This window comes from Mesorhizobium sp. WSM4841, from assembly GCF_055811515.1.
Genome location: NZ_JBVVQC010000012.1, coordinates 145,827 through 172,685 on the forward strand (window position 1 = coordinate 145,827; position 26,859 = coordinate 172,685).

Consider the following 26,859-nt stretch of genomic DNA (forward strand, 5'->3'; position numbering starts at 1 on the left):
TGTCAACCGGCAGCCTTGTTGTCGGGGTCGAGCAACCGGTGCAGGTGAACGACGAAATAACGCATGTGGGCATTGTCGACGCTGGCTTGGGCCTTGGCTTTCCACGCCGTTTGCGCGGATTGATAATCCGGATAGATGCCGACGATATCGAGCGCGTCGAGATCACGGAATTCGGTTCCGCCCAGCGTCTTCAGTTCGCCGCCGAACACCAGGTGCAAAAGCTGCTTCTTTCCGTCTTCCGCGGTCATGTCGGTCCTTCACATATCGTGAGTTTGTGACAGGTCTAGACCAAAGCCGCCGACTTTGGAACCATTGATGATATGTTCAACCGCCCAGCCCTGCGATGATGCCGGAGAGCACGGCGAGCAGTTCGCCGCTGCCGGCGGCCAGCGCGCCGTGGTGGATCACTTCACCGGCATAGCGCGGTGCGCGGCCCTTCTGGTCGAGCAATGCGCCGCCGGCCTCGCGCAGGATGAGATCCGCCGCGGCGATGTCCCAGTCATGTGCATTGGGTTTGACAAAGGTCGCGTCGAGCCTGCCATTGGCGACCATCGCCAGCCGGTAGGCGAGCGAGGGAATATAGGGCACGCGGCTCAGCCGGCCCCGCCATTCCGCCGGCATCAGCCCAATCAATGGCTTCGGCCCGCCAATTTCGACCATCGCCGCCGGGCGGCGCACGGCAATGCGACGGCCGTTCAGGAACGCCCCCTCACCGGGCAGCGCCCAATAGGTCTCCTCCGTGGCCGGACATTCGAGCACGCCGGCAAGCGTGCGGCCGTCCTCGACCACCGCGACGCTGACGCACCAGGAGCGCAGGCCCTCGAGGAAGCCGCGCGTGCCGTCTATCGGATCGACGACGAAGGTGCGGCGGGCGGCAAGCCTTGCCGGATCGTCGGCCGTCTCCTCCGACAGCCAGCCATAGTCCGGCCGCGCTGCAAGCAAGATTTCGCGCAGATAGGCGTCGGCGGCGTGATCGGCCTCACTCACCGGCGAGGTGCCGCCCTTCATCCACACTTGCGGATTGTTGCCGAAATAGCGCATGGCGATGGCGCCCGCCTCGCGGGCAGCTTCGCGCAGCAGCGGCAGATCCTCGCGAGCCCCGGCGGAAGTGACCTGGTCAAGCTCCGGCAAGGGTCATGCCTTCGATCAGAAGCGTTGGTGCAGCGGTGCCGAAATTGCGATCGAGGTCGCTCGCCGCAACCATGTTGAGGAACATGGTCTTCAGGTTCGAGGCGATGGTCACTTCAGCAACCGGATAGGCGAGCTCGCCATTCTCGATCCAAAAACCGGAAGCGCCGCGACTGTACTCGCCGGTCACCATGTCGACGCCCTGGCCGAACACTTCGGTGACGTAAAAACCTGATTTGAGCGACTTGATGAGGTCTTCGGGCGTCCCCTCGCCCGGCTCGATGGCGAGGTTGGTCGATGACGGCGAGACGGAGGAGCCGTTACGCGAGCCGCGCCCGTTGGTGGTCAGCCCCAATTCCCGCGCGGCCGAGGTCGATAGGAACCAGTGGTTCAAAACGCCCTTCTCAACCATGAGCAGCTTTTCGCCCTCGATGCCTTCACCGTCGAACGGGCGCGACGCCTGGCCACGGAGCCGGAGCGGCTCGTCGGTGACGGTGATCGCGACCGCCGCTACCTGCTTGCCCATCATGTCGCGCAGAAAGCTGGTCTTGCGCGCGACCGACGCGCCATTGATGGCGCCGGCAAGATGGCCGGCGATGCCGCGGGCGACGCGCGGGTCTAACACCACATCGACCGGCCCGGTCGTCGCCTTGCGCGCGCCGATGCGCCGCGCGGCGCGTTCGCCGGCCTTGCGGCCGATGTCCTCCGGTGCGTCCAGGTCGGAGAAATGCTGGCGCGAGGAGAATTCATAATCGCGCTCCATGCCGGTGCCCTCGCCGGCGATGACGCTGGTCGAGCGCGAAAAGCGCGACGCGACATAGTGGCCGACAAAGCCGTGCGAGGTGGCGAGCACCAGCCCGCCAAGCCCGGCGCTGGCGCCGCTGCCGGCCGAATTGGTAACGCCCTTGACGGCAAGAGCCGCCGCTTCCGCCGCCAGCGCCGCTTCCTTCAACTGGTCGGCCGAGACTTCCGTCGCGTCGAACAGATCGAGGTCGCGCGGCTTCTTGACCAGCAAGGCCGGATCGGCGAGGCCCTGATAGGGATCTTCCGGCGAGACTTTCGCCATCGCCACGGCGCGCTCGGCTAGCGCTTTGGGGTCGGAGGCAGCGGTTGCCGAGACGCTCGCCACCCGCTTGCCGACGAAGACGCGCAGCGAGACATCCTCGCTCTCGGACGCCTCGGTGCCCTCGACCTTGCCAAGCCGCACCGACACGCCGGTCGAGCGGCCGCGCACGGCAACCGCGTCGGCGGCGTCGGCGCCGGCCCGCTTGGCCGCCTCGACCAGGGCCGCGACGCGGTCGGTCAATTTCGCTGAGTCGAGCGTATCGGTCATGCGCATGTTCCTGTTTTTCCGCCTGACATAAAAGGGCGGCCGTTCCGCACCATCTATTGCTCCGATGTGGCTTGTGCAATGGCAGAAGTCGCAAGCAGGATAAATCGGCCAGCAGAGATCGGCGTTAGGCGGCATGATCGAAACGGTGCGTCAAAGGCTGCTTCGCGCCAGGTTTGGACTGGTCGACAACCTCTTTGATGCCGTGTCTCGATCACATGCGGACGTTCGATTGCGGTAACGCCGCCTATGTCCGTTCCACTCATGAACGTCACCTGCCCGAAACCGCTAAATTTAGCGATTTCTTGTGTATCCTTGGAACTTTGTAGCTTGCGTTCCATTTTCAACGGCATGCGAGACTCTGTGATCCAAGGCATTAGGACTGCGGTGAACGAGTCGCCGCCGCGGTATTCGCTGGTCCTTCCAATATACAATGAAGAACAGGTGCTGCCTCGACTGATCGAGCGGATCAGTTCCCTGATCTGCCGGTTGGATGGAGAGGCTGAGGCGATCTTCGTCGATGACGGAAGCCTCGATGGAAGCGTCGAATACCTTCGAAAAGTGGTCGGCGTCGAGCAGCGCTTCCGGCTGATCGAGCTTTCCCGCAATTTCGGCCACCAGGTCGCGATCACGGCCGGCATGGACGCTGCTGCTGGTGATGCCGTCATCGTCATGGATGCCGACCTGCAAGACCCGCCGGAGGTGGTTCTCGATCTGGTGGCGAAGTGGAAGGAAGGCTTCGAGATCGTCTATGCCCGCCGCGTCAAGCGTGAGGGCGAATCCTGGTTCAAGCGCTTTACGGCGAGCCTCTTCTACCGTCTGCTGGAGAAAATGACGTCGGTCGACATCCCGCGCGACGTCGGCGATTTCCGCCTGGTCGGCCGCAAGGCACTGGAAACCTTCAAGCAAATGCCCGAACAGGACCGCTTCGTCAGGGGCATGTTCGCCTGGATGGGCTTCAAGCAGACGGCGGTGCCTTTCGAACGTCCCGCGCGGACCCTTGGCCAGACCAAATACCCATTCTGGAAGATGATGCACCTTGCCGTTCACGGCATCGTCAGCTTCTCCGAGAAGCCGCTGCGCATCGCGTTGTGGGGCGGATTGGCCATCTCCGCGCTTGCGGTGGTGTTCGGTGCTTACGCTATCTTCGCCTGGATTTTTGAAACCGGCATCATTGCCGGCTGGACATCCACCGTGGTGATCGTGTCGCTCCTTTGCGGCATCAATCTTTTCATGACCGGCGTGGTCGGGCTCTATGTCGGCGGTATCCACGCCGAGGTCAAACGCCGTCCGCTTTACGTGATCGACAGGGTCGCCGGCTTCGACACGGCAGTGCGTTCCGCCACCCCGGGTGAGAGCCGTCGATCGTTTCGAAAACCCAGGAACGGAGCCTCGGCTGATGGCCGAACTCTTCGACAGCTATAAATCAAATTATGGCGAGGCGGTCGCAGGATCCATCCGGTTTTCCGGCCTCAGGCACGACTTCTTTCTTATCGCCAAAGCCGACCTGCTGCAGCGTCTTGTCGTCGAGCGAAGGCTTCGGCAGGATGGTGCCGGTGTGCGGGCGGTGGATATCGGCTGCGGCGTCGGATCGCTCCACCCTTATCTCGAAGGCGTCTTCGAGAGCCTGGATGGCTGCGACGTCTCGGAAGAATCGATCCTGCGCGCCGGCCAGGACAATCCGCGTGTGAGCTACAGGGCCTGCACCACGCCGAGCCTGCCTTATGAGGACGGGGCGTTCGATCTGGCTTTCGCCAGTTGCGTCGTCCATCACGTTCCGCCCGTTTCCTGGCTCGATTTCTTCCGGGAAATGCGGCGCGTCGTGCGGCCGGGCGGCGTCGCCTGCATCATCGAGCACAATCCCTATAATCCGCTGACGCGTCTTGCGGTGTTGCGGTGTCCGTTCGATCAGGATGCGGTCCTGCTCAACGCTGCCAAGGCAAGGTCCCTCTTTCAGGAGACGGGATTCAGGGATATCCGATCCGAGCACTTCCTGCTGCTGCCGTCGGCCAGGCCCTTCGTCAGAAGACTCGAGCGCCTGCTCGCGCCCCTACCGCTCGGAGCCCAGTTTGCGTGCAGCGCGCATGTCTGAGGACCGTTCGACTGCCGGCGCCGGGCTGAAGCTGCTGGCGCGCTTCGGCTTGGTCGGCATCGCCGCGACGATCCTGTATGCCGTCCTGGCTATCGCGTTGGTCGAATCGAAATGGATCGGCTTCTCGCCTGTCCAGGCGTCGCTTGCGGCTTACGCCATTGCTGCCGTGTTTTCGTATTTCGCCCACAAATCAGTAACCTTCATGTCGAGCGGATCGCACCGATCGGAAGCTGCGCGTTTTCTGCTGCTGACGGCGACAGGCTTCGCCGTGGCTTACGCGGCGCCGGCGCTTTTGACGGCGAAACTCGGGCTGCCGCCCATCATTGCCATTCTGGTTACATGCCTGCTTATTCCGGCGGTCAATCTTCTCATGCTCGACCGATGGGTTTTTGCGCAGCGAAGACCCGACCGGCACGGCGACCGCTCCACCTAATCCGTGTCAATCGCATCGAGCCGGAACGACACCAGCTTGATGGATCGCTTGTAGATGTTGCTGGCGGCCGGCGTTGGCGGAATGCCGTCGAGATAGTCGAAGGCGATTTCGAGTGTATCGGCCTTGCCAAGAGCCGGCGGTGGAACGACGAACGAGACCGTTCGTGGTTCTTTGCCAGACAGCGTCTCCGCATGCACCCGAAACCCGTTCACCGAGATCACCACCCTTTGCGTGATCTGCGGTGGACGAATGACGGCGGCCATTTGCAGCGTGGCCATCAGCCCGTTGCGCAGCGGCGGTATCTTCACGCGAAGCCGGGAGGTCTCGCCCACGGAATGGGTGCCGTCGGCAACGGGTCCCGACCAGCCGCAGACCTTTATGCTGGCTGCCAGTTTGGCGCCGTCGTTCCGGAACGATATCGTCTGGCCAAGTGTGTAGCTGCCGACGGCATCGCGATTGAGACAGGTGGTCGTCCGATCGATGTAATAGGCGCGATAATCGGCATTGACGTTTGGATTGAGAGCAAACGCAAGGATGACGGTCTCGGACCCGGCCAGAACTGCCACAAGTGCGTAGCCGCCGATCGAGGCGGCGCGTCTGAAAGGCTCCCAAATGTCAGACAAGGGCAAGGTAGCCTCCGATCCACGCCACAGTCATGAAATAGCAGGCGCCCAGGAAGAGAACCAAAGCCGCGAGCCAAATGAGCTTCGACGCCGACAACAGGACGACGAGCATCATTGTCAGAGGCGCAAGCCCAACGACATATCTGACCATCGAGGCCAGGTTGGTAATCAGCGGCAGGATAATACCGAGCGTGCAGAAGAGTGCCGCGCCATATTGCCTTCGAGCCGCCAGAACGGCCGACAGCGCCAATCCGGTGATCGCGGCGAGCGCGCTCCATTGCGGCGCCGTGGGCAGCCATCCGGTGGTCGGAACCGCTGAGAGCCCGTCCCATAGAAAGACCAGCGGATTGCCCGCCACCCGTCCGAACGCGCGCTGGATGTGCAAGAACGCAAAGCCGTCTCCGACGGTGAGGTACAGGAACAGGATGTAAGCGAACAAACCAGCGGGCGAGATAAAGATAGCGACCAGCAGATCTGGTCGGCCAAGTAGCCAGCGTGGGAAAGACAGTGCCGATCCGCCCTGCTGGCGGTGCTCCCTGAACATCTGGATGATAGTCGCAAATACGACGAAGACACCGACGAGCCTGGTCGCCGACAGGAGTGCGGATGAAACACCCGCGGCGAGATAGCTGGAGCGCTTGAGCGCCAGAAAAACGCACGAGGTCAAGAGCACGAAAAGCGGTTCGCTCAGGAAGGTCGTGAAGTGAAAGGAGAACGGGCCACTGAGCAGAAATGCGCAATACAGCACATAGGCCCGCATGTTTTTCTCCAGCAGCGGCCATGCGACCAGACAGGCGGCGTAGCTGCAGACAATGGAAGTGATGGTGGCGACCAGTATCGTAGGGAAAGGGAAAACAGACCGGATCGCCGCCACCAGCATCGGATAGAGCGGGAAGAAGCCCCAGCGACCGACATTGCTGTGGTCTGGAATGGGAAAGCGCTCGTAACCCTGTTCGCTGATGCCGATATACCAGGCGCAATCCCACCGACAAAGCGCGCGGGCATAGGCCGCGAAACCTGGTTCCTCCGACACCGAAGCAAATGCCGCATAGCGAATGGCCAGACCGCTGAGCACGAACAGCAACGGCAACGCTGCGACGGTCAGGACCATGACGCGAGCGCCAGCGCTCGGACGCGCGACATCTTCGAGCGCCAACTCTGCCTCCACCCATTCGAGTGGCTGGCGCCACTCTCCCCCTCTAAAATTAGCGCCGCCGGGGCAAATTCAAGACACCCCTTGCGTCGGCGGCATCATCTTCGTCCCCGGATCACGAGTCTCTCAGCCAGACCAGCATCTCGCCGGGATCGCGGTTGTCCCAGGCGAAATAGGGAACGGCGGTGACTTTTGCTTCCTCAACCGCCGGCGGTTCGGTGCGGTAGAGGCCGTTGTCCCAGCTCTCAAACGCCTCTTTCCTGGCCAGAGCCGAAAGCGTCACGACGCCGCCCAATAGGTTCGGCTGCTTATGCGCCTCGATGTTTGCCGTGCGTGGCAAGGCGATGCGGTGCAGCTGGCCGGCATTGTCGGTCTCCTCGACGCAATAGATCAACGGGCCGCGGGCAAGCGCGACGCGGCCGATGTCCTGCCGCACCTCCGGATTGGCATAGAGCCGGTCGACGGCCATTTCGAGGTCGAGCTCGACCTGGTCGCCCTTGCGCCATTCGCGCCGGATCGCGGCATAGCCGTCGCTGGTGACATCATCCAGATCGACCGCCTCCCCGTTCACCTTGAGCGCCGCCTCGCGGCACCAGGCCGGCAGGCGCAGGTGCAAGGTGAATGTCGTCGGCGCCTCGGGTTCGACGCCGATCGAGACTGCCCCGTCCCATGGATAGTTGCTGGTCTGGGTCAGCTCTATTTGCTTCCCCCCGATATCGAAACGAGCCGTGCTGTTTCCATAGAGATGGACGGCCAGCGCGTCGTCGGACAGGCTGTAAAAATAGCTGCCGATCGAGGCGACCATGCGTCCGACATTGGGCGGGCAGCACGGGCAGCGATGCCATTTCCAGCGGTTGTGCTTCCCCCGGCTTTCCAGCGGATTTTCATAGAAGAACAGCGAGCCGTCCAGCGACAGGCCCGAAATCGAGCCGTTGTAGAGCGCCCGCTCCATCATGTCGGCGTAGCGCGCATTCGGACCCATGCCGAGCATGCGGCTCGCCCAGAACACCAGTCCGACCGAAGCGCAGGTCTCGGCATAGGCGGTTTCATTGGGCAGGTCGTAGTCGGCGGTAAAACCCTCATTGTGCGAGGATGGCCCAAGGCCGCCGGTGACGTAGAGGTTCTTGGTGGTGAGATCGTCCCACAGCCGGTCGAGCGCCACCCGCAGCGTGTCGTCGCCATATTCGGTCGCGATATCGGCCATGCCGGAATAGAGATACATCGCCCTGACCGCATGGCCGACGACGTTGTCCTGTTCGCGCACCGGCATGTGCGACTGGCTGTATTCGTAGGTCTTGAAATGATAGGACTTTGGGTCGGCGCCGCGGGCCCGCGCCTCCTCGTCGAAATAATGCGGCTCAAGGCCACGCTGGTCGATGAAGTATTTTGCGAGGTCCATATACTTTCGCTCGCCGGTGACGCGCGCGAGCTTGACCAGCGCCAGCTCGATCTCCTCATGGCCGCAATAGCCCTTCCTCTTGCCAGGCTCGGGACCGAACGTCTCGGCGATATGATCGGCATAGCGGCACATGATGTCGAGCAGCTTGCGTTTTCCCGTGGCCTGGTAGTAGGCGACCGCGCCTTCGATCAGATGGCCGGCGCAATAGAGTTCGTGGCAGTCGCGCAGATTGGTCCAGCGCAAGCCGGGCTGGATGCGTTGGTACCAGCTCGATAGATAACCGTCGGGCTGCTGCAGCTTGCCATACATATCGATGACGGCGTCGACCTTCTTCTCCAGCTCGTCATTGCGGCGGCGATACAGCGAGTAGGCCGCGGTCTCGATCGTCTTGCCCCAGTCGGAGTCCCAGAACATCTGGGTGGTCACCGTCGATCCCGTGAACTCGTTGCCGGCGGTGGCGGCCTCGTCCGGCGAGGGTGAGTGGAACGGAATGACGACGCCGGGCGACGGCCGGTCCGGATCGATCTGCTCCAGCATGCGCGCCTCGACGCAGCGGTCATAGAGGATGCCGGCGGTCCTGGTGGCGACGGCATCGACACGGTCGCCCCAGAAGCCGCGCACGTCGACCTGCGGCACCGGAAGCGGACGGAAGGCGAGTTTTGGCCTGCCCGGCGTGGTGCCCTGAAGGGCCGATTGCGATGCGGTCATGAATTTACTCCGTTCGATAGGGATCACTTCACGGCCCCTGCCATGAGGCCGCGGATGTAGAAGCGCTGCAGCAAGAGGAAGAGCACCAGGCATGGCACCATCATCACGGTGACGCCGGCCTGCACCGCGCCCCAATCGATGGCGCCGAAGCGGCCTGACTGAAGCGCCGTCATCATGATCGGCAGCGTGAATTTGGACTGGTCCGTCATCAGCACGAGCGCTGCCAGGAACTCGTTCCAGGCGCCGAGGAATGCGAACAGCGCGATGGTGACGATGCCCGGCCAGACCAGCGGCAGCATCACCCTCAAGAGCATGGTGACATTGTTGGCGCCGTCCATGCGGGCGGCTTCCTCGATCTCGCGCGGCACCGCGTCGAAGGCGTTGCGCATCATGAAGATCGAGAACGGCAGCTGCAGCGTGACATAGACGCAGACCAGCCCGGTCAGCGTATTGTGCAGGCCGATCTTGGTCAGCACCAGGAAGATCGGCGTCAGGATCGACTGGAACGGGATCATGATCGTCGACAGGATCAGGACGAAGAGCAGGTTCTTCAGCGGAAAGCGGAAGCGCGAGAAACCGTAGCCGGCCAGCACGCTGACGATCACCGACAGCACCACCGTCATGGCAGAGACATAGATGCTGTTTTGCGCCGGCAGCCACAGGCCGTCGCCGAACGTGTTGAGCGTGGCGTAGTTCTCGACCGAAAAACCCGTCGTCGGCCAGGGCGGCAGCGGCGGCTGGCGCGATTCCTGCGCCGGCTTGAACGCCGAAAGCACGGTCCAGACGATCGGCGCGAGGAACAGCAACGAGGCGATGATGCCCGTCGAGTGCTCGGCGATCTGCATGCCGATGCGGCGTTTGCGGCTCCTTGCCTGCGCCATCAGTCAACGCCCTCCGGTTGGCGCAGCAGGCGCAGCTGGATCAGGCTGAGCGCGACCAGGATGAGCAGCAGGATCATCGACAGGGCGGCGCCATAGCCGAGCTTGAACGACACGAATGACTGGTTGAAAATCCAGTAGACCGCGGTCAGCGTCTGGTTGCGCGGCCCGCCGCGCAGGATGATGTAGAACTGGTCGAAGGCGAGCACCGAGCCGGCAACCGACAGGATCAGCGCCAGCGCCAGCGTGCGGCGCATCAGCGGCAGGGTGATGGCGCGAAACCGCGCCAGCGGCCCTGCCCCGTCGATCATCGCCGCCTCCTGCAGATCCGGCGGGATCGATTGCAGGCCGGTCATCAGGATGATCATGGTGAAGCCCGCCACCTTCCAGACGACCATGGCGATGATCGACCAGAACGCCGGCTGAAAGGTGGCCAGCAGATTGACCTTCTTCTCGGTCAGCCCGAGCTCGAAGGCAGCCGGGCTGAACAGGCCGGAATCGACATTGAGAAGCCACGACCAGAGCAGGCTGGCCGAGGCGAAACCGATGACGGCCGGCATGAAGAAGGACGTCCGGTAAAAGCCGGTCAGCGGCCGCGGCCTTTCGATGAACAGCGCCAGCGGAAAGGCGACGGCGAAGATCACGATTGTCACCACCACCGTGTAGTAGCCGGTGAAGCGCAGCGCGTTCCAGAACCTGGTATCGCGCAGGATCGCCCAGTAATTGTCGAGGCCAATGAAGGAGTGCGCGCCCATCAGCGGCCAGTTGTGCAGCGACATCCACGCCGTCATGCAAAGCGGGATGATGAAGAAGACGACGACAAGCGCGACGGCCGGCGCGACATAGAGCAGGCCGATCCACTGCCGGCGGCCGGCGCCGACCAGTTTGCGGGCGCGTGCTGGGGTGGAGGTTGCTGCGATCGAGGTCATGCCTGGCCGCTCACTGGGTTCAGGGCAACCGCAACGGCAATAGACCCCCTCACCCGGATTGCCAACCGAATTGCAAAGGGCAATTCGGGGCAATCCGACCTCTCCCCGAGTGGAGAGGAGGTCGCCAGCGTTGACGCCAGCCTCTTCTCCCCAGCGGGGAGAAGGTGGCCGCGAAGCGGCCGGATGAGGGGGTCTTTTCTCAATGCGATAGCCTTGCTGTTAGCGCGACGTCCCCCTCCCCCTCGAGGGGAGGGTCCGGCCGAAGGCCGGGGGTCGGGTCGCCTGTGCAGCGCGCCGACGCAAAAAGAACGTCGAGCACTGCCGCAACGACCCCACCCGGACCTGCGGTCCGACCTCCCCTCGAGGGGGAGGTTAAAGCCGGCGCTTACTGCTGCGGCGCCGAGTCGATGATCGACTGCATGGTTTCCTGCGCGTTGGCGATGGCGCCGTCGACGTCTTCGCCGAAGAAGACCTCGTTGACCATCTGGTTCCACGGACCGTTGGCGGAGTTGATCAGGTCGTTGAACACCACCGAATAGGGCGTGCGGCCCTTGGCCATGGCCTCTGCGGCGACCTTGTAGCGCGGGTCGAGGTCCTTCAGCGCCTCATTGGCGATGTCGCCGCGCACCGGAAGGCTGCCGTATTTCGCCAGGATGGTCTGGCCTTCCAGCGAATAGGCGAAGTCGAGGAACTCCTTCACCACCGCGACCTTCGTGGTGCCCTTGGTGACGACGAAATTGTCGCCGCCGGCAAAGGACGACCAGCCGCCATCCTTGCCAGGCAGGAAGGTGACGCCATAGTCGATATCTGGGTATTGCGTGTTCAGCGCGCCGATGGCGAAGGCGCCGGACGGCGAAATGCCGATATTGCCGGCGGCAAACGCAGCAAAGAAGTTGGAGCCGGTGTCGGTCTGTGCGCCTGCCGGCACCAGATCCTTCTTGACCATCGAGCGGTAGAGGTCGATGGCGCCGCGCAACTGCGGGCTGTCGAGCGTCGCCTTCGAGCCGTCCTCGGTGAGGATGTCGCCACCCGAGGCCCAGATCAGCGGCGTGAAGGTGAAGATGTTGCAGCCGCCGCAATTGCCGGAGAAATAGAAGCCCTTGATGTCGCCGCCGAGCGCGTTGACCTTCTCGGCATGGGCTTCGATCTCGGCCCAGTTGGTCGGGCCTTTTTCAGGGTCGAGCCCTGCCTGCTTGAACAGTTTTTTGTTCCAGATCAGCACCGAACTATCGGCGGAGAACGGCAGCCCGTAGATGCGGTCCTTGTAGGTGCCGGTTTTGACATGGGCCGGCGACAGGCTGTTGAAATACGGCAGCGATTTCGCCCAGTCTGTGATGTCCTCCAGCTGGCCGGCGGCAGCGAAGGACGGCGTGTAGATCAGGTCGAGCGAGAGCGCGTCAGGCGCGGTGCCGCCGGCGGCAGCGGCGCCATATTTCGGGATGATCTCGGCATTGGGGATGATGTCCAGCTTGATCTGGTTCTCATGCCCCTTGTTGAAGGCATCGACGATGCGGGGCATGAAGTTCGAGCCGTCGGCGCGAACCCAGATGTTCGCGGTCTCGGCGGCGGCAGCCGGCCCCACTGTTGCCAGCGTGGAAAAAATGCTCGCGGCAAAGGCGAGCCCGGTAATGATGGTCCTCATGTTCTCCTCCTCATGTTTTTCTCCTCATTCGGCCGCACTGCCCTGCAGGCGTGCGCGACCTTTTGCTTTGATGCATGTCGTGACCCCAAAACCGCTGCGCACTTTTGGGCGACATGCATTGGTCTCAGCCGCCCGGCGGACGGCCGCATGACTGACGCACCACCAGCCGGCACGGCAGTTTTCGGATGCCCGGCTCGGCGGGTTCGCCGCCGACGAGCGAAAGAAGCGTAAGACCGGCCTCGCGCCCGAGCGCCGCCAGGTTCATGTCGACGGAGGTCAGCGGCGGGCGGGTTGCCTCGGCCACGATCTGCCAGTTGTCGAAACCGATGACGCCGACTTCGTCCGGCACGCCAAGCCCGCGCTCGCGCAGCGCGTCGATGACGCCGCGCGCGATCTGGTCGTTGCCGCAAAAGACGGCATCGGGCTTTTCGCCCCCACTCTTCGACAGCTTGCCGTCGAAGAGCTTCTTCACCGCCTCGTGACCCCACGCTTCCGACCACGATCCGAGCAATGGTTCCATAACCGGCAAGTCTTTCTCGGTCAGCACGTCACGATAGGCCTGTGCCCGCGCGTGCACCACGGCAAAACTCGCCGGCCCGGTGACATGGGCAATGCGCCGGCGCCCGAGCCGCCAAAAGTGCTCGACCGCCAGGCGCGCCCCGCCGGCGTCATCGGACACAAAAGCGATGGCGCCGGGATCGGGCTGGGTAAAGGCATAGATCACGGGAATGCGCAGATTGGCGAGATCGACCGGCAGATGGCGGTCAATGCGCTTGCCGGTGGCGATGATGCCGTCGACGCGCTTGTCCAGCATGGCCTCGACATGGAGCTGGGCAAGCCGCGTGTCGTCCTCGACATTGCACAGGAACACCGAGACGCCGGCATCGACCAGCGCATCGGAAACGCCGGACATCAGCGGCAGCGAAAAGCGGCCATAGGTGTCGTTGGTCAAAAGCCCGACGGTAAAACTGCGCCGCCGCAACAGGCTCTGCGCCAGGCTGTTCGGGCGAAAGCCGAGACGCTGCGCCGTCTCGCGAATGCGCTCGCGCGTCTCGGCGGTCATCCGCCCCTGCCCGTTCAGCGCTTTTGAGGCCGTGGCGACACTGACACCGGCAAGGGAGGCCACCTCACGCAGGGTGACTGGCTGCTTGGCGGAGACTGGCTGGGCGTCGGAGGCCATTTTGTGCAGCGGATTCCTTAGTTGGGAAAAGGTTTTCTCTTAAGCGTCCCGCAAGTGCTGACTGGTGCGGTCAGCGAAGGCGGGCAATTTGGGAAAAGGTTTTCTCAGAGGAGATTAAGGGAAGGATGGGGGGATGGCAAGATTTGGTTTTGGGCGTGTCTAAGATTTTTTGCCAGGTGCCGTGATCTACGACCGCTTACGCCATTTCCGGACTTTCGGTGTGTTCGCGAGCCGCTCTCAGCCTCACGCGGCTACATCACGAGCACGGGAACGACTAAGCGGCTCGCGTTCACAGTGCCTCATTCGCCGAGGGACTCGATGCTAGCGATCTCGTCGATGCGAAGGAATTGCTCGGCCAACTGCCATGGGTGCTATTCGCAAATGGTTGGCATTAAGAGAGGGCATCCTTCCTTCCGCTAGTCCGCCCCGTCGGTTTTTGCCCGCTCGATAAATTTCCCCGCGACCGCTTTACCGAGCGCGGCGCCGGCCAGGGCAGCCACCTCACGGAGGGTGACCGGCTTGGTAAAGGCGGGCACTGGCTGGCGAGCGGGCGACGCGGTTGTTCGTCAATGACCGCCTTGCGCCAGTAGCCGGCGTTCATCGCCTGGCCTGCGAATTACCGCTTTCGATGTTAGGCAGCCCTTCCGCGGCGGGCGCGCTGCGAGGCAATTTGACTCATTTGCGTCTGTCGTGAACCGGTACTGATGTCCCTAGATGACCCTGGTTTGAATCGCATGCGAGGCCGTAGTCAGTCTTCGACGATCTATTAGAGATGACGAATATCCCGTACAGTACGACCTGCTAGCCAAGGCTAGTGGTGTGAAGCGCATCGCCTGTGGGGTCCGTATGTCGGAACAGCAGATTACGCGCCGGCTCGCCGCCATCCTCGCCGCCGACGTCGCCGGTTACAGCAGCATGATGGAGACCGACGAGGCCGGCACGATCGCTGAGCTGCGGCAGATTTGGAGCGAGACATTCAATCCCGCCGTCGCTGCGCGTCATGGCCGCATTGTCAAAATGATGGGCGACGGTGCGCTGGTCGAGTTTGGCAGCGTCGTTGAGGCGGTCGAATGCGCGGTTGCGATCCAGCGGGCCATGAGTGGGCGCAATTTGGCTGCTCAGCGGCGCGTCGAGTTCCGCATTGGCATCAATCTCGGCGACATCGTCATCGAGGGCGATGACATATTCGGCGACGGCGTCAATGTCGCAACCCGGCTTGAAGGCCAAGCGCCGCATGGCGGCATTCTCGCCTCAGACGTCGTCCATGCCCAGGTGAGCGGCAAGATCGGCGTCACGTTTGTCGATTCTGGCGAAGTTAAGCTCAAGAACATCGATCGGCCGTTGCGGGTGTGGCGATGGCACGGCGACGAAGTCGCGTCGAAGGCAGGCCCCATGGCCAATTTCACCCGGCCGCTCGGCACCGACAAGCCGTCTATTGCGGTCCTGCCGTTTTCGGTGATGAGCAACGACCCGGAGCAGGAATTCTTTGCCGACGGCCTCGTCGAGGACATCCTTACCACCCTCTCAAAGCTCTCCGGCCTGTCCGTAATCGCGCGCCATTCAAGCTTCGTCTACAAGGGGCGCTCAGTGGACGTGCGCCAGGTCGCCCGCGAACTCGGCGTGCGCTTCGTGCTGGAGGGAGGCATCCGCAAGGCCGGCAGCCGCATCCGCATTACTGCGCAGTTGATCGACGCCACGACAGGGGTTCACATCTGGGCAAATCGTTTCGACCGTGACATCGGCGACATCTTTGCGGTGCAGGACGAGATCACGCTAACGCTCGCGACCGAGATGCAGGTCCGGCTGACCGAAGGCGAGCAGGCGCGCCTACGCTATACCACGACCACGAATGTCGAAGCGTGGAGCCTGTGGATACAGGGGCTGAACCACTATCGCGGTCCGAATACAACGAATGCCCATGTCCAGACCCGCCGCTGCTGGGAGAAGGCGCTCGCGCTTGATCCCGATTCGGCGACGCTCAACGCCATGCTCGGCTTCGAGCACTTCGCCGACGCCCGCCATGGCTGGACGGGCGAAGACCGCGAAACCGCATTGAACAAAGCGCAAGCCTATGTCGAGCGGGCGCTGACGATCGACCCCGAGAATCCCGACGCCTATCGCGCCACCAGCGGGATCTTGCTCCTAAGATCGCGGTTCGACGAGGCAGCCGCCGCTGCCCGGAAGGCTGTCAAGCTCGGCCCCAATCTGCCCGACGTGCTGGTGTTCGGAGCCTTTGTACTCGCTTGTTCCGGCCATGCCGCCGAGGGGATCGGCCAGATCGAGAGGGCCATTACGCTAAGCCCGAATTATCAGGCGTGGTATCTCGGCGTGCTGGGCAACGCCTATCGGCTCGCCGGCCGCTCCGAGGAGGCGATTGCGGCGTTCCGTGCGTATCATGCCCGCAGTCCCGGCTATGGTTTGGCCGACATCGTGATGGTCCAGGAACAGGACGGGCGTCTCGAAGAGGCCCGCGAGACCGCCGTGCAGCTTGCCGCGGCGCGGCCAACCTTCACTGTTACGTCCTGGCTCAGAACGCAGTTCCGCGGCGATACCGAGCAGATGGCGGCCGACTTGGCCTCGCTCCGCGCTGCCGGTGTTCCGGAACAATAGATGCGTACTCAAAGGCGGTTTTGGGCGCAAGTAGGCAGGACCTGTGCCGACCGACATGTAGTCTTTTTTGCGCGAATGCGTCCATCAGTCGGCTGCAATGAATGACGGTTCGTCATCCCAATCCGGAACTTTGAGGTGATACGATGGAACGGAAGGAACGGGTCAGAGGCGACCGTTCCAACTCACCCAGCAACACGCTCCCACGCCGGCGGTGCTTCACTGCTTGAAACAGTGCTCACGGTGCCATTGCAAGAAACGAGGATGCGGGCGGTCAAACTGCCGGCGAGCGGGAAGCGCGCGACGGGTTGTGTTTATGAATGCCTGCACGCTGTCGAGGTCATTGACCTGTCGTGAGATCAGGATTTCCAAGTCATCGGATAGACTGATCAATCCTCGATCGAACATCCAATGCGCTGTACCTGATAGCGCGATCCCATTGTTGATGACATCGGGTCCGTTCGCTTCGACCGGTCGAATGTGCGCGGCGGAAACCTCAGCTCGACCGCCACCATTTATCAACTTAAGCCCCGTGATCGCGCAGCGCTCGTCGTAGGCGCGCAAGACGATGCGACGGAAAATGCGGTCCCGCACAATTCGCGATCCGATATAGTTTACGCGATCACGGCTCTGCTCGAATTCGAATGGCGTTTGCTCATCTTGAAAGCCGGTAGATGTGCCAACCTCGTCAACGCGCGGCAGCAAGAACTCATTCGTGTCCAGACCCAAATCGATAATGCGGTTGAAATCGGCTGGACTGATTGGGCGAACGGCCGATTGAGCGCGACCGGAAATCCGTCCTTCGACGTTGAGCAAGCCTCGCTCAACGAGACCGTCGGTTCCATTAAATGAAACAGGGTTGACGAAATCGAGGTAGCTTTCGGGCTCAATCAGAGCAAGGTACATGGCAGGGGCCACGGGATCGGGAATGACCTCTTGGACTTTGGCCATGGCGAAATATCCACGTGTCTCGCTTACCTTGCTGGGCTCATAGTAGATGATCCAACTGCCGACGCATGCTTCGACACGACGCAGATACTGGCTGGGAAACTGGTATTGCTCAGCAGGGCTGTCGTCGTAGATCGAATCTTGTCGGTGGATGAAGACCCCAAATCCCATGATCTTCCTGCGGTGAGTTCTTGGAGGTATCTGTCTCGGATGTGATACCAAAATCCGATACCGGCTGCTTAGTCTAGGCCGGAGAAAAGTTCTCCCCATAGTGTCGGTGTTTGCCAGCGCCGTCCGTCCTCTGAAAGAAGGAACCCGCCATGCGAAAACTCATCGTCACAGAATTCATCATTGTCGATGGCATTGCCGAGGTCGAGAAGCTGCCCGGCGTGACCTGGAACGATGAAATGCAAAGGTTCAAGGAGTGACGAGCTTGCCGACAGCAGCGCCATGCTTCTGGGGCGCGTGACCTATGAGATTTTTGCCGGCTCCTGGCCTGAGGAAACCGGAGACTTCGCCGACCGGTTCAACGCGCTGCCGAAATATGTCGCCTCGTCGAGCTTGAAGGTGCTCGACTGGAAACCGGCCGAGCTGCTGAAGAGCGCCTTGCCGGAAGCGGTCAGGGAACTGACGCAAGGCAGCGGCGGCAACATCTATGTGCATGGCAGCCTGAGCATTGCCCAGCAGCTGCTGCGCCACGGCCTGGTCGACCGCATCAGGCTCCTCAGCTATCCCGGCGCCGTCGGCCAGGGCAAGCCGCTGTTCCCGCCCGGCGAGCAGTTGCCGCTCGAGCTGATTTCGGCCACGCCATTCAGCAACGGCGTGGTGGCGCTTGAGTATGCGCCTGTAACGTGGAAGTCGTGAGGCGCGTAACGGTGCCAATGTACGATTTCGTTGATAAGTTGACGGGACAGCGCCCCCCTCTGCCCTGCCGGCCATCTCGGGAAGATCGGCAGTTCGGGCCTTGGCGCTCATCCTGCAACGCTGGTGATTGGCGAAGGCGCCGATGACGGCCAATCTCCCCCCTTGAGGCAGGGCTGTCCGGGGAAAGTTTTGAGTGAATCGAAATGCCGCATGTGCATGCCCCGTAAAACGGGGTTTGTCCGTCTTCTCTCTGGTTGTCGAGACTCAGAAAAGGGACGGGGCATGCGCTTTGCACCTAGCATCTTCGGGCAGCTTCTTGAACCCATCGATCGGCGTCACTTCCAAGCAATTGTGGATCGCCACGACGGGGATGCGTACGACAAATCGTTCAGAAGCTGGGATCATCTGGTGGCGCTGATCTATGCCCAGTTCTGCGGCAGCAGCGGCTTGCGTGGCCTGGAAGCCGGCTGGAACGCCAACAGCCAGCGTGGCGAACCTGCTCGACCGGCAAACGCGGCGCGAGGGCGAAGCAATGCTGCGGCTGATCGACTCGACCCCCATCCCGCTCGGCAAACTGTGCGATTGGGCCAAGTCGAACGGGCGCATCCGCGGCATGAAGGTGCATGTCGTCTATGACCCGAAGGCCGACTGTGCGCGCGTCCTCGACATCACCGACGCCAACGTCAACGACGCCCAGGTCGGCCGCCAGATCACGATCGAAGCTGGAGCGACCTACGTGTTCGACAAGGGCTACTGCCATTATGGCTGGTGGACGGCGATCGCCGAAGCCGGATCGATCTTCGTGACGCGGCCCAAGGCCAACATGGGGCTGGCGCTGGTGTGCGATCGCCCTATAGCCGAGCCGCAGGGCGACGGCTTCCTGGTTGTGGAAGACAGTGAGGTAAGCCTGGTCAGCAAGGGCGTTTGCAAGCTGCCGATGCGCCTGCGTCGCCTGCGCGTTCAGCGCCAAGAGGGCGATACCATCACGCTTTTGACCAACGATCTGGAGCGCTCCGCCGTCGAGATTGGACGGCTCTACAAAGGCCGCTGGCAGATCGAGCTTCTGTTCCGATGGATCAAGCAGCACCTCAAGATCCGCAAGTTCCTCGGCAACAACGGCAATGCAATCCGCCTGCAACTCTTTGCCGCAATGATCGCCTATGCGCTGCTGCGCATTGTCGCGCGCACCCGCCGCGTCCCTATTCCAATCTTGAGGTTCACAGAACTGGTCGCTCAATACTTGTTCGGGCGGCGGAAAATGCACACCATCCACAAGCCGCCACCGGTCAATCCAAGCCGACCAAGAGACCGAGCCTCTCCCAATCAGATAGCCTTCATATATGAATAACTTTCCCCGGACAGCCCTGCCCTTGAGGGGGAGATACCGGCAGGGCAAGGGGGTCGGTTCGACCAGGCGCGGCCTCCTCTCTTGCGACAGTGGAGGTTGGCGCATTACGCGAGACGATCCCCTCTGGCCTGCCGGCCATCTCCCCCTCAAGGGGGGAGATTGGCAGCTTCGGCCTCGGCGCTTCAAGCTCGCCCGTTTCGGCCATCAGCGCTTCGTCCCAACCTTACTGCGCCGGCGCGGACGGCCGCATCAGGCGCCGCCCATATAGATGTCCATGATCTGTCGGTCGTTGCGGACATCTCCGGGCGTGCCTTCGAAGCGCTTTTCTCCGGCGGCCAGGATATAGAGCCGGTCGGCGATCGGCATGGCCTCGCGAATGTTCTGCTCGACCATGAGAATGCCGATGCCGCGCGCGGTCAGCACCTTGATGCGCTCCAGCGTCTCGCTCACCATTGCCGGCGAAAGGCCGGCGGACGGTTCGTCGAGCAGGATGAAACGCGGTTCCGACACCAGCGCGCGCGCCAGCGCCAGCATCGCCTGTTCGCCGCCCGAAAGGGCTCCGGCCGTGGTCTTGCGCCGCCGCGCCAGCGATGGATATTGGTCGACCAGAGCCTCGATGCGCCTGTCCACCAGCTTCCGGTCGGCAATGGCGTAGCCGCCCATGCGCAGATTTTCCATCACCGTCAGCCGTGGAAACACGCCGCCGCCCTGCGGCATCAGCACCAGGCCCTGGCGCACGACTTCATGGACCGGCAAATTGCCGATCGTTTCGCCGCCAAGCCCGATTGTGCCGCCCCATACCGGCAGCGCGCCGGCGATCGCTTTCAGCAAGGTCGACTTACCGCAGCCATTGGGGCCGAAGATGCAGGTGATCTTGCCGGCTTCCGCGACAAGGGAGACGCCATGGACGATCTCCTGCTTGCCGTAGCCCGCAACGACGCTGTCTGCGACCAACGTGCTCATTGCGGACGCCCTAGATAGGTCTGCATGACTTCGGAATTTTGCACGATGTCCTCGAACGCGCCGCTGGTCACCACCCGCCCCGAATCCATGACGATGATGCGGTCGCAGACATTGCGCACCATTTCCATGTCATGCTCGATGACGAAGAAGCTGGTTCCCTGCTCGCGCAGCCTGGCGATCGCTTCCAGTATGATCTTGCGGATGTTGGGGTGGACGCCGGCCGTCACCTCGTCGAGCAGGATGAGGGACGCCTGGCGCATGATCACGCGGCCGAATTCGAGCAGTTTCTGCTGGCCGCCGGACAAGTCGGACGCGCGGTTGTTGGCGACCGGTTCGAGATGCAGCAGCGCCAGCGTCTCGTCCGCCCGCTGGTGCGCGCCATGCCAATGACCCTCGGCAGCCGCGGCCAGAAGGTTCCCACTGACTGTCATGTTCTCGAACAACGCCGGGATCTGAAAGGTGCGCGCGAGGCCGAGGCGGGCTATCGTATAGGCCTTTTTGCCGCCGATCTCATGGCCGTCGAACAGGATCTGCCCGCGATCGGGCGTCTCCATGCCGGCCACGAGGTTGAACAGGGTCGATTTGCCCGAGCCGTTGGGGCCGATGAGGCCGGCGATCTCGCCGCGTCCGACCTCCAGGTCGACGCCGGCGGCTGCCTGGATGCCGCCGAAATGCTTGTGCACGTCGCGAACGAAGAGGATGGGCTGGTCGCCTGGCGCGGGCACTTGCGCCGTCATGCTCACGAGCGTCCTCCCTGGCGGGAGCCGAGCAGGCGTCCGAGCACCGTGTCGAGCACGCTGCCTGATTTCCCGCTTCGCCGCGCAAACAGGCCGGCGATGCCATTGGGCAGGAACAGCACCACCAGGATGATGGCGGCGCCGAGAATGGCGATATAGAAGGCGGTATCGCCATAGTACATCCAGATAAGCCGGTTGACGAAGAACAGCGCGACGCCGCCGATGGCCGGCCCCCACAGGCTGCCGAGCCCGCCGAGCAGGACCATGACGACCATCTGGTCGGTGATGTCGCCGCCGAACACGCTCTTTGGATTGATGAAGGTCACCCAGTAGGCGAAAATACTGCCGAACACGGAGGCGACGACGGCGCTGAGCATGAAGGTCTGCAACTTGACCAGCGAGGTGTTGATGCCCATGGCTTCGGCCGCCGGTTCGTGGTCCCGTAAGGCCTTGACCTTCAAGCCGAAGCGGGAGCGCTCGAACAGCAACCAGGTGAGGAAATAGGTCAGGACGGCGGCCGCGAACATGGCGAAATAGAAGAAGCGCTCGTTGAGGAAGGGAGGCAGGCCGATACCGCCGGTTCCGCCGGTGAAGTCGACGACGGTGGCGAACTGCATGAGCACTTCGGCGAAGGCCCAGGTGGCGATGGCGAAATAAGCGCCGCGCAGCCGCAATGTCGGCGCGCCGATGACGACCGCAAACAGGGCTGTGACGATCATGCCCATGGGAATGGTGGCGAGGAACGGCACAGCGAAATCCGCGCCCATCAGGAGGGCGGTGGCGTAGGCGCCGATGCCGAAGAAGGCCGAATGGCCGAAATTGATGTAGCCGGCATAGCCGCCTAGCATGTTCCAGGAACAGGCGAGCCCCGCCCACATCAGCGCGCCGGTGGCGATGCGCAGCCAGTAATTGTTGACCAGCACCGGCAGCAACGCCAGCACGACGAGGATGACGACGAGGAGAAGCAGGCCGGCCCAACGATTTTTCATGGTCTGGGCCATCTCACAGTCCGCGCCGCAGGATGCCGCGCGGGGAAACCAACAGGACAAGGAAGAGCGTTGCGAAGATCGCGAGATGCGAGTAGCTGGCTCCGCCATACGTCGCGACAAAGGCTTCGATGACGCCCAGAAGCAGGGCAGCCACAAGCGCGCCGCCCAGCGAGCCCAGCCCTGCCAGCACGGCGACGAAGAAGGCGAACAGCGTATAGCGCAGGCCGATCTCCGGATTGACCGAATAGATGCCTCCCATCAGAACGCCCGACATCGCCGTGATCCCCGCGTAGAGCCCGTAAACATTGGCGCTGAGACGCCGGATGTTGACCCCCATCAAGGCGGCGTTCTGGCGGTTTTCGGCCGTCGCTCGGATCGCCAGCCCGTAGCGCGTGCGAAAGAGAAAGAAAAACAGCCCGCCGGCGATGAGTACCGCAAACGCCGCCGCCGCCACCCGGATCAGGGGAACCGTGACCGGGCCGATCATGATGCTGTGACCGCTGAGCGCCGTCGGCACGCTATGCGTATTGAAACCCCAGACGGTCAGCATTCCGCCGCGCAGCAAGGTGAAGATGCCGAAGGTCAGCGCGAGCGCCATCAGTTCGGGTCGCGCCGTGCGGCTGTTTCGAACATTGTAGATCATCGGCCCCATGAGATAGCCGATCGCGCCGAACAGGACGAAGGCCATCGGCATGGCGAGGAACCCGTCTATGCCGAGAAGGGCCGCCATGTAGTAGGCGAAGTAGCCGCCGAGCACGACCCACGCGCCGACCGCAAAGTCGATGACATGGAGCACGCCGAAGGTCAGTTGGAAGGCGATCGAAAACGTGGCGATGACACCGCCTATCAGCAGGCCGTTGAGCAGGGTTTGAAGAAAAAGATCCAATGGCAAACCTGTCCGTCAGTCCAAGAAATCCGCAACATGCTTTTGGCGCGAGTGCGAATTGACGCCCGCAGTATAAAGCCCAACCTACAGCCGGCCTTTGGAAGAGCCGGCCGCCATCATGCTGCCGCTGCCGTAGCAGGCAACGGCGAATAGCGCCTCCGCTCGCCTCAAGTCGCGATTATTTCCAGGACGGCAACGGGTAGATGAACTCGGCCGCGGCCGCTTCCTTCGGGCCGACAGCGACGGTCTTTCCATCCTGGATCTGGATCACGACTGGCACCGGCTGGATGTTGTCGTGATAGTGGTCGCCTTCCTTCTCGAACTTGATCGGTCCGTAAAAAGTCGTGATGTCGGTGTCGGCGATGGCATCCTTGAGAGCGACGCGATCCTCGGGGGTGAGCGAAGGCTTCTTGCCCAGTCGCTTGGCCGCGTCGGCGAAGACGAGGCCGCTGGCCGAGCAGGCGGCTTCCGTGTAGTCGGGCTCATGGCCGAACTTAGCCTGGGCCCGCGCGACATAGTCCTGTGCGGTGCCGAACAGGTCGTCCTTGTAGGGCACCGTAGGCAGCCATACGGCGACACCGGAGGTGCCGTTCGCATCAGCGCCGAGCGCTTCGGCGAAGGCCGGATTGGTCACGCCGTAATGCATGATCAAGGCCTTCGGCCGATAATTCAGCGATTTCGACGTCTTGATCACATTTATCAGCGGCTCTTCATGCCCGCCCACCGCGACGATGTCAGGGTTGAGGGCGGCGATCTTGGACATTACCGGGGTGAGATCGCCGGAAGCCGGAACGAGCTCGTAGGCGACGACTTCGAGCCCCGCTTCCTTGGCGCCGCGCTGGAAGCCTTCGCCGGTCTCCTTCGAAAAGGGTTCGTTGACCCCGATCACCGCGATCGTCCTCGCCTTCGGGTTTGACAGCGCCGCCAGCACGCCCAGCGACTGGCCGGATGTCGTGTCGACGGAAGGGATGATGCCGAAATTGAATTCGGGCTTGGCCAACCAGACATTGGGCGACTCGGCCGAGCCCGAAATCATCGGCACCTGGTATTTCTGGCAGATCGGCTGAACGGCGATTGTCGAGCCACTGGTGTAGGGGCCGAGCAGGAAATCGACCTCGTTCTGCACGATCAGCCGTTCGGCGGCGTCGGCGCCGGTAGCCGGATTGCTCTGGTCGTCGCCATAGAACATCTCGACCATGAAACGCTCGCCGCCGACCTCGACGCCGCCCTTCTCGTTGGCCGCTTCGGCCCAGAGATCGTAACCGTTCTTGGTCAAATTGCCGCCCGAAATATTCTCGCCCGACAGAGACGTGATGACGCCGGCCTTGAAAGTCGCCGCCTGGGCGCGCGCGGTCCGCACGAACGGCATCGAAATCGTGCCGCTGGCAAGCGCCAGGGCGCTGCCGCCGAGAAATGTGCGTCGAGAAAAGCTTACGTCCTTCTTTGGCATGATGGTCCTCCCGCATTCGGTCCTAAAGTTGCAGGATATGTCCGCACACCACACAAATCTACTGGAAACGCTCGCTGCAGCTCTCTGAAAATCCATACTTGCAGCGCACCACAGCACTTCGTGCTAGTCGTCCATGTGGCGATCCGCGCGACAGATGCCATGTTCGGTCCTCCCTTTCCAATGCCGCTGAGCTTTTCGCGCGCCCGGTCATGGATTTCCGTGACCTCCGGCGTCATCTCCGCCGGCCCGTCCCTCCCCCGCTTCACCCCATCTCCTGCTCAGCCGCGACCAGCATCTCGACAAACCTCGTCACCTTGGGCGGCCGAAAACGTGCGGCCGGGTAGACTGTGTAGATGCCTCCGGAGGGCAGCCGCCACTCGGGCAGGATGTGGACGAGCCGCCCGGCGGCCAGCTCGTCCCGCACCAAAAAGTCCGGCAGCACCGACAGGCCGGCGCCGGCGCGGACGGCGGCCAGCACTGCCGGCGTCGCGTCGATGGCGATCGTTGCCTGCATGCGCACAGCCTCATGCTCGTCGTCGCCGCGCGAGAATTGCCATAGCAGCGGTTCGCGCAGCGCCATGTTGGCGATGAAGGGCAGCCCGGCAAGGTCTTGCGGTTCGCCAGCCGTGAACCGTCCGGCAAACTCGGCGCCGCACATCATGAATTGCCGGAAAGTGCCGATCCGCCGCGCCTGGAGGCTGGAATCGGCCAGCCAGCCGACACGGATCGCCACGTCCATTCCACCAGAAGCCAGGTCGATGGTCTCATCGCCCAGCGTCAGCTCCACCCGGCAGGCGGGATAGCGCGCGCTGAAGGCGGCGACCACCGGCACCACCGCCGATGTGCCGTAGTCGTTGGGCGCGGCGATGCGCAGCGTGCCGGTCGGCTCGGCGGCCGCCTGCGCGAGCTCGCCGAAGGCATCCTCGGCCTGCTGCAGGATTTGTAGGCAGCGGGCATGGAATGTCCGGCCGGCCTCGGTCGGATGAACCCGCCGCGTCGTGCGGATCAGCAGCGTCATTCCCAAGTCGCGCTCCAGCCGCGCCACCTGCTGGCTGACGACCGCCTTGGTGATGCCCAGCCGCTCGGCGGCCCGCGTGAAGGAGCCGGCATCGACCACCGCGGCGAAATAGGCCAGCCGGTTCAGGTTCATGCGCGGCTCATGGCAAATGCGGCCATTGTCAGGCATTGGCATACATTACGTCTATTTTGTTGGCCTTCAATACGCATTCCGCTTTTGCCATCTTCCGGAGATCGAGGCCGCGCGGGAGCCGCGCCCCGCCTCGCCCGATATGCGCATTCTCACCCCAGGAGACATCAATGTTCACACGGAGAGCCATCATGAAAACCACCCTCGCCGCCGGCGCCGCTGCCGTCTTCGCTCCCGCCGGGCTTGGCCATGCAGCCGGAGGGCTTTCCTGGAAACATTTTCCTGCCGGCGAAAACGGCTTCTTTCGCGCCCCCGTGCTGATCACCGGCGCCTCCGAGGCGCTGCTGATCGATGGCGGTTTCACCTACTCCGACGGCCAAGCCGTGGCCGACGCGATCAAGGCGACCGGCAAGACGCTCACCACCATCTATGTCAGCCAGTCCGACCCGGACTATTATTTCGGCCTCAAGCCGATCAAGGAGGCTTTCCCGCAGGCACGGGTGATCGCCGCAGCCGAGACGGTGGCAGCCATCAACGCCAGCGTCGACAAGAAAATCGCCGTCTGGGGGCCGCAGCTCAAGGAGAACGGCCCGCAGGCGCTCGCCGATATCGTCATCCCCGAGATGTTCGACGGCAAGACGCTCACCGTCGATCGCGAGACCGTCGAGATCGTCGACGCGGATGGCCTCGCCAACCGGCGCTATCTGTCGGTGCCGTCGCTGAATGCGGTGTTTGGCGGGGTGATGATTTTTTCGGGCGTGCATGTCTGGACCGCCGACACGCCGACCAGGGAACAGCGCGCCGCCTGGCTCGCCAATCTCGAAAAGATCGCCGCCGCCAAGCCTGAAATCGTCGTGCCCGGCCACATGACGCCGCAGGCCGCCACCGACCTTTCGGGCGTCGAGCACACCAAAACCTATCTCATTGCCTTCGAGGAAGAACTGGCCAAGGCCAAGGACGCGGCCGCGCTCAAGGGCGCCATGGAAGCCCGCTTCCCCGGCCTCGGCATGGGCGTGGCGCTCGACATCGGCTCCAAGGTCGCCACCGGCGAGATGAAGTGGGGCTGAGGCACGATCTGGGTTCCTCGCCCACCGCGAAGCGGGGGAGAGGTGGCCGCGAAGCGGCCGGAGAGGGGGCTTTCGTAAGGCGCAGTCCCCTCTCCGTCTCGACTTCGCCGAGCCACCTCTCCCCACTTTCGTGGGGCGAGGAACCCAAGCTGGAATGAAGCCGCGATCCAATAGGGATTCTTGCGAAGATGGACCCCCACCCTAACCCTCCCCACAAGGGGGAGGGAATGCTGCCGCGCGCCCTCACTTCCCCTTTGGAAAGACAGGCAATTTGCCGAGGTCAGCGCCAACGGAAGTCTCCCTCCCCCTTGTGGGGAGGGGTTAGGGGCTGGCTCGTATACCCCTCTCCGCGCCCACG

The 26,859-nt window shown here is 62.8% G+C and carries 23 protein-coding genes and 1 pseudogene; 7 read left to right on the forward strand and 17 right to left on the reverse strand.

What is annotated here, in order from left to right; genetic code table 11:
- Positions 1-2: 2 nt before the first annotated feature.
- The 3 genes from AC0L14_RS16820 to AC0L14_RS16830 form a co-directional block, all read right to left on the reverse strand.
- Positions 3-248, reverse strand: coding sequence for a DUF4170 domain-containing protein (locus AC0L14_RS16820; RefSeq protein WP_029354097.1), 246 nt, complete (start codon positions 246-248; stop codon positions 3-5).
- A 76-nt stretch (positions 249-324) separates the two neighbouring features.
- Positions 325-1,131: a 3'(2'),5'-bisphosphate nucleotidase CysQ gene (locus AC0L14_RS16825; RefSeq protein WP_473750161.1), complete on the reverse strand. Its 807-nt coding sequence runs from the start codon at positions 1,129-1,131 to the stop codon at positions 325-327.
- On the reverse strand, positions 1,118-2,461 hold the full coding sequence (locus tag AC0L14_RS16830; RefSeq protein WP_473639264.1) for a TldD/PmbA family protein: 1,344 nt from the start codon (positions 2,459-2,461) through the stop codon (positions 1,118-1,120). The genes AC0L14_RS16825 and AC0L14_RS16830 overlap by 14 nt, the downstream gene beginning before the upstream one ends.
- 441 nt (positions 2,462-2,902) lie before the next feature.
- Here AC0L14_RS16830 and AC0L14_RS16835 point away from each other — a divergent pair, with 441 nt between their 5' ends.
- The 3 genes from AC0L14_RS16835 to AC0L14_RS16845 are packed head-to-tail and all read left to right on the forward strand — an operon-like array spanning position 2,903 to position 4,983.
- Entirely contained in the window at positions 2,903-3,883 is a 981-nt protein-coding gene (locus AC0L14_RS16835) for a glycosyltransferase family 2 protein (RefSeq protein ID WP_473639265.1), read from the forward strand.
- Complete coding sequence (locus AC0L14_RS16840; protein WP_473750162.1) at positions 3,858-4,550, forward strand: class I SAM-dependent methyltransferase; 693 nt, start codon at positions 3,858-3,860, stop codon at positions 4,548-4,550. The genes AC0L14_RS16835 and AC0L14_RS16840 overlap by 26 nt, the downstream gene beginning before the upstream one ends.
- Positions 4,543-4,983, forward strand: a complete 441-nt coding sequence (locus AC0L14_RS16845; protein WP_473639267.1) for a GtrA family protein — start codon at positions 4,543-4,545, stop codon at positions 4,981-4,983. The genes AC0L14_RS16840 and AC0L14_RS16845 overlap by 8 nt, the downstream gene beginning before the upstream one ends.
- Here AC0L14_RS16845 and AC0L14_RS16850 read toward each other — a convergent pair.
- From AC0L14_RS16850 to AC0L14_RS16880, 7 genes are all read right to left on the reverse strand, one after another.
- Positions 4,980-5,606 carry a hypothetical protein gene (locus tag AC0L14_RS16850; RefSeq protein ID WP_473750163.1) on the reverse strand — a complete coding sequence of 209 codons (627 nt, stop codon included), beginning with the start codon at positions 5,604-5,606 and terminating at the stop codon, positions 4,980-4,982. The genes AC0L14_RS16845 and AC0L14_RS16850 overlap by 4 nt on opposite strands.
- A complete protein-coding gene (locus tag AC0L14_RS16855; protein ID WP_473750182.1) occupies positions 5,599-6,681 on the reverse strand; it encodes a hypothetical protein in 1,083 nt (360 codons plus the stop codon). The genes AC0L14_RS16850 and AC0L14_RS16855 overlap by 8 nt, the downstream gene beginning before the upstream one ends.
- Positions 6,682-6,874: 193 nt before the next feature.
- On the reverse strand, positions 6,875-8,866 hold the full coding sequence (locus AC0L14_RS16860; RefSeq protein ID WP_473750164.1) for a glycoside hydrolase family 127 protein: 1,992 nt from the start codon (positions 8,864-8,866) through the stop codon (positions 6,875-6,877).
- Between the two features lie 23 nt (positions 8,867-8,889).
- A complete protein-coding gene (locus tag AC0L14_RS16865) occupies positions 8,890-9,747 on the reverse strand; it encodes a carbohydrate ABC transporter permease (protein ID WP_473750165.1) in 858 nt (285 codons plus the stop codon).
- Positions 9,747-10,673, reverse strand: coding sequence for a carbohydrate ABC transporter permease (locus tag AC0L14_RS16870; protein WP_473750166.1), 927 nt, complete (start codon positions 10,671-10,673; stop codon positions 9,747-9,749). The genes AC0L14_RS16865 and AC0L14_RS16870 overlap by 1 nt, the downstream gene beginning before the upstream one ends.
- 385 nt (positions 10,674-11,058) lie before the next feature.
- Entirely contained in the window at positions 11,059-12,315 is a 1,257-nt protein-coding gene (locus AC0L14_RS16875; protein ID WP_473750167.1) for an ABC transporter substrate-binding protein, read from the reverse strand.
- 124 nt (positions 12,316-12,439) lie between these two features.
- Positions 12,440-13,495, reverse strand: a complete 1,056-nt coding sequence (locus tag AC0L14_RS16880) for a LacI family DNA-binding transcriptional regulator (protein WP_473750168.1) — start codon at positions 13,493-13,495, stop codon at positions 12,440-12,442.
- A gap of 846 nt (positions 13,496-14,341) precedes the next feature.
- Between AC0L14_RS16880 and AC0L14_RS16885 the strand changes: the two genes are divergently transcribed.
- On the forward strand, positions 14,342-16,105 hold the full coding sequence (locus AC0L14_RS16885; protein ID WP_473750169.1) for an adenylate/guanylate cyclase domain-containing protein: 1,764 nt from the start codon (positions 14,342-14,344) through the stop codon (positions 16,103-16,105).
- Between the two features lie 216 nt (positions 16,106-16,321).
- Here AC0L14_RS16885 and AC0L14_RS16890 read toward each other — a convergent pair whose 3' ends face one another.
- Positions 16,322-17,221 (reverse strand): HNH endonuclease, encoded by a 900-nt coding sequence (locus tag AC0L14_RS16890; protein WP_473750170.1) that lies wholly within the window; start codon positions 17,219-17,221, stop codon positions 16,322-16,324.
- 279 nt (positions 17,222-17,500) lie between these two features.
- On the opposite strand from AC0L14_RS16890, the gene AC0L14_RS16895 reads away from it, so the two are divergent.
- Positions 17,501-17,914, forward strand: coding sequence for a dihydrofolate reductase family protein (locus AC0L14_RS16895; RefSeq protein ID WP_473750171.1), 414 nt, complete (start codon positions 17,501-17,503; stop codon positions 17,912-17,914).
- Positions 17,915-18,196: 282 nt separating this feature from the next.
- Positions 18,197-19,262, forward strand: a pseudogene (locus AC0L14_RS16900) (IS4 family transposase).
- 249 nt (positions 19,263-19,511) lie between these two features.
- On the opposite strand, the gene AC0L14_RS16905 reads toward AC0L14_RS16900, so the two are convergent.
- From AC0L14_RS16905 to AC0L14_RS16930, 6 genes are all read right to left on the reverse strand, one after another.
- On the reverse strand, positions 19,512-20,225 hold the full coding sequence (locus AC0L14_RS16905; RefSeq protein ID WP_027156099.1) for an ABC transporter ATP-binding protein: 714 nt from the start codon (positions 20,223-20,225) through the stop codon (positions 19,512-19,514).
- A complete protein-coding gene (locus tag AC0L14_RS16910; RefSeq protein WP_473639313.1) occupies positions 20,222-20,962 on the reverse strand; it encodes an ABC transporter ATP-binding protein in 741 nt (246 codons plus the stop codon). Before AC0L14_RS16910 ends, AC0L14_RS16905 begins: the two co-directional genes overlap by 4 nt.
- A gap of 2 nt (positions 20,963-20,964) precedes the next feature.
- Positions 20,965-21,951, reverse strand: coding sequence for a branched-chain amino acid ABC transporter permease (locus tag AC0L14_RS16915; protein WP_473489867.1), 987 nt, complete (start codon positions 21,949-21,951; stop codon positions 20,965-20,967).
- A 13-nt stretch (positions 21,952-21,964) separates the two neighbouring features.
- Positions 21,965-22,837 (reverse strand): branched-chain amino acid ABC transporter permease, encoded by an 873-nt coding sequence (locus AC0L14_RS16920; protein ID WP_473489868.1) that lies wholly within the window; start codon positions 22,835-22,837, stop codon positions 21,965-21,967.
- A gap of 178 nt (positions 22,838-23,015) precedes the next feature.
- The gene (locus AC0L14_RS16925; protein ID WP_473750172.1) at positions 23,016-24,287 is read right to left on the reverse strand and encodes an amino acid ABC transporter substrate-binding protein; all 1,272 of its coding nucleotides are present in this window, start codon (positions 24,285-24,287) and stop codon (positions 23,016-23,018) included.
- Between the two features lie 262 nt (positions 24,288-24,549).
- The gene (locus tag AC0L14_RS16930; RefSeq protein WP_473750173.1) at positions 24,550-25,437 is read right to left on the reverse strand and encodes a LysR family transcriptional regulator; all 888 of its coding nucleotides are present in this window, start codon (positions 25,435-25,437) and stop codon (positions 24,550-24,552) included.
- Between the two features lie 167 nt (positions 25,438-25,604).
- On the opposite strand from AC0L14_RS16930, the gene AC0L14_RS16935 reads away from it, so the two are divergent.
- Positions 25,605-26,501, forward strand: coding sequence for an MBL fold metallo-hydrolase (locus AC0L14_RS16935; protein ID WP_473750174.1), 897 nt, complete (start codon positions 25,605-25,607; stop codon positions 26,499-26,501).
- The last annotated feature ends 358 nt before the right edge of the window (positions 26,502-26,859 follow it).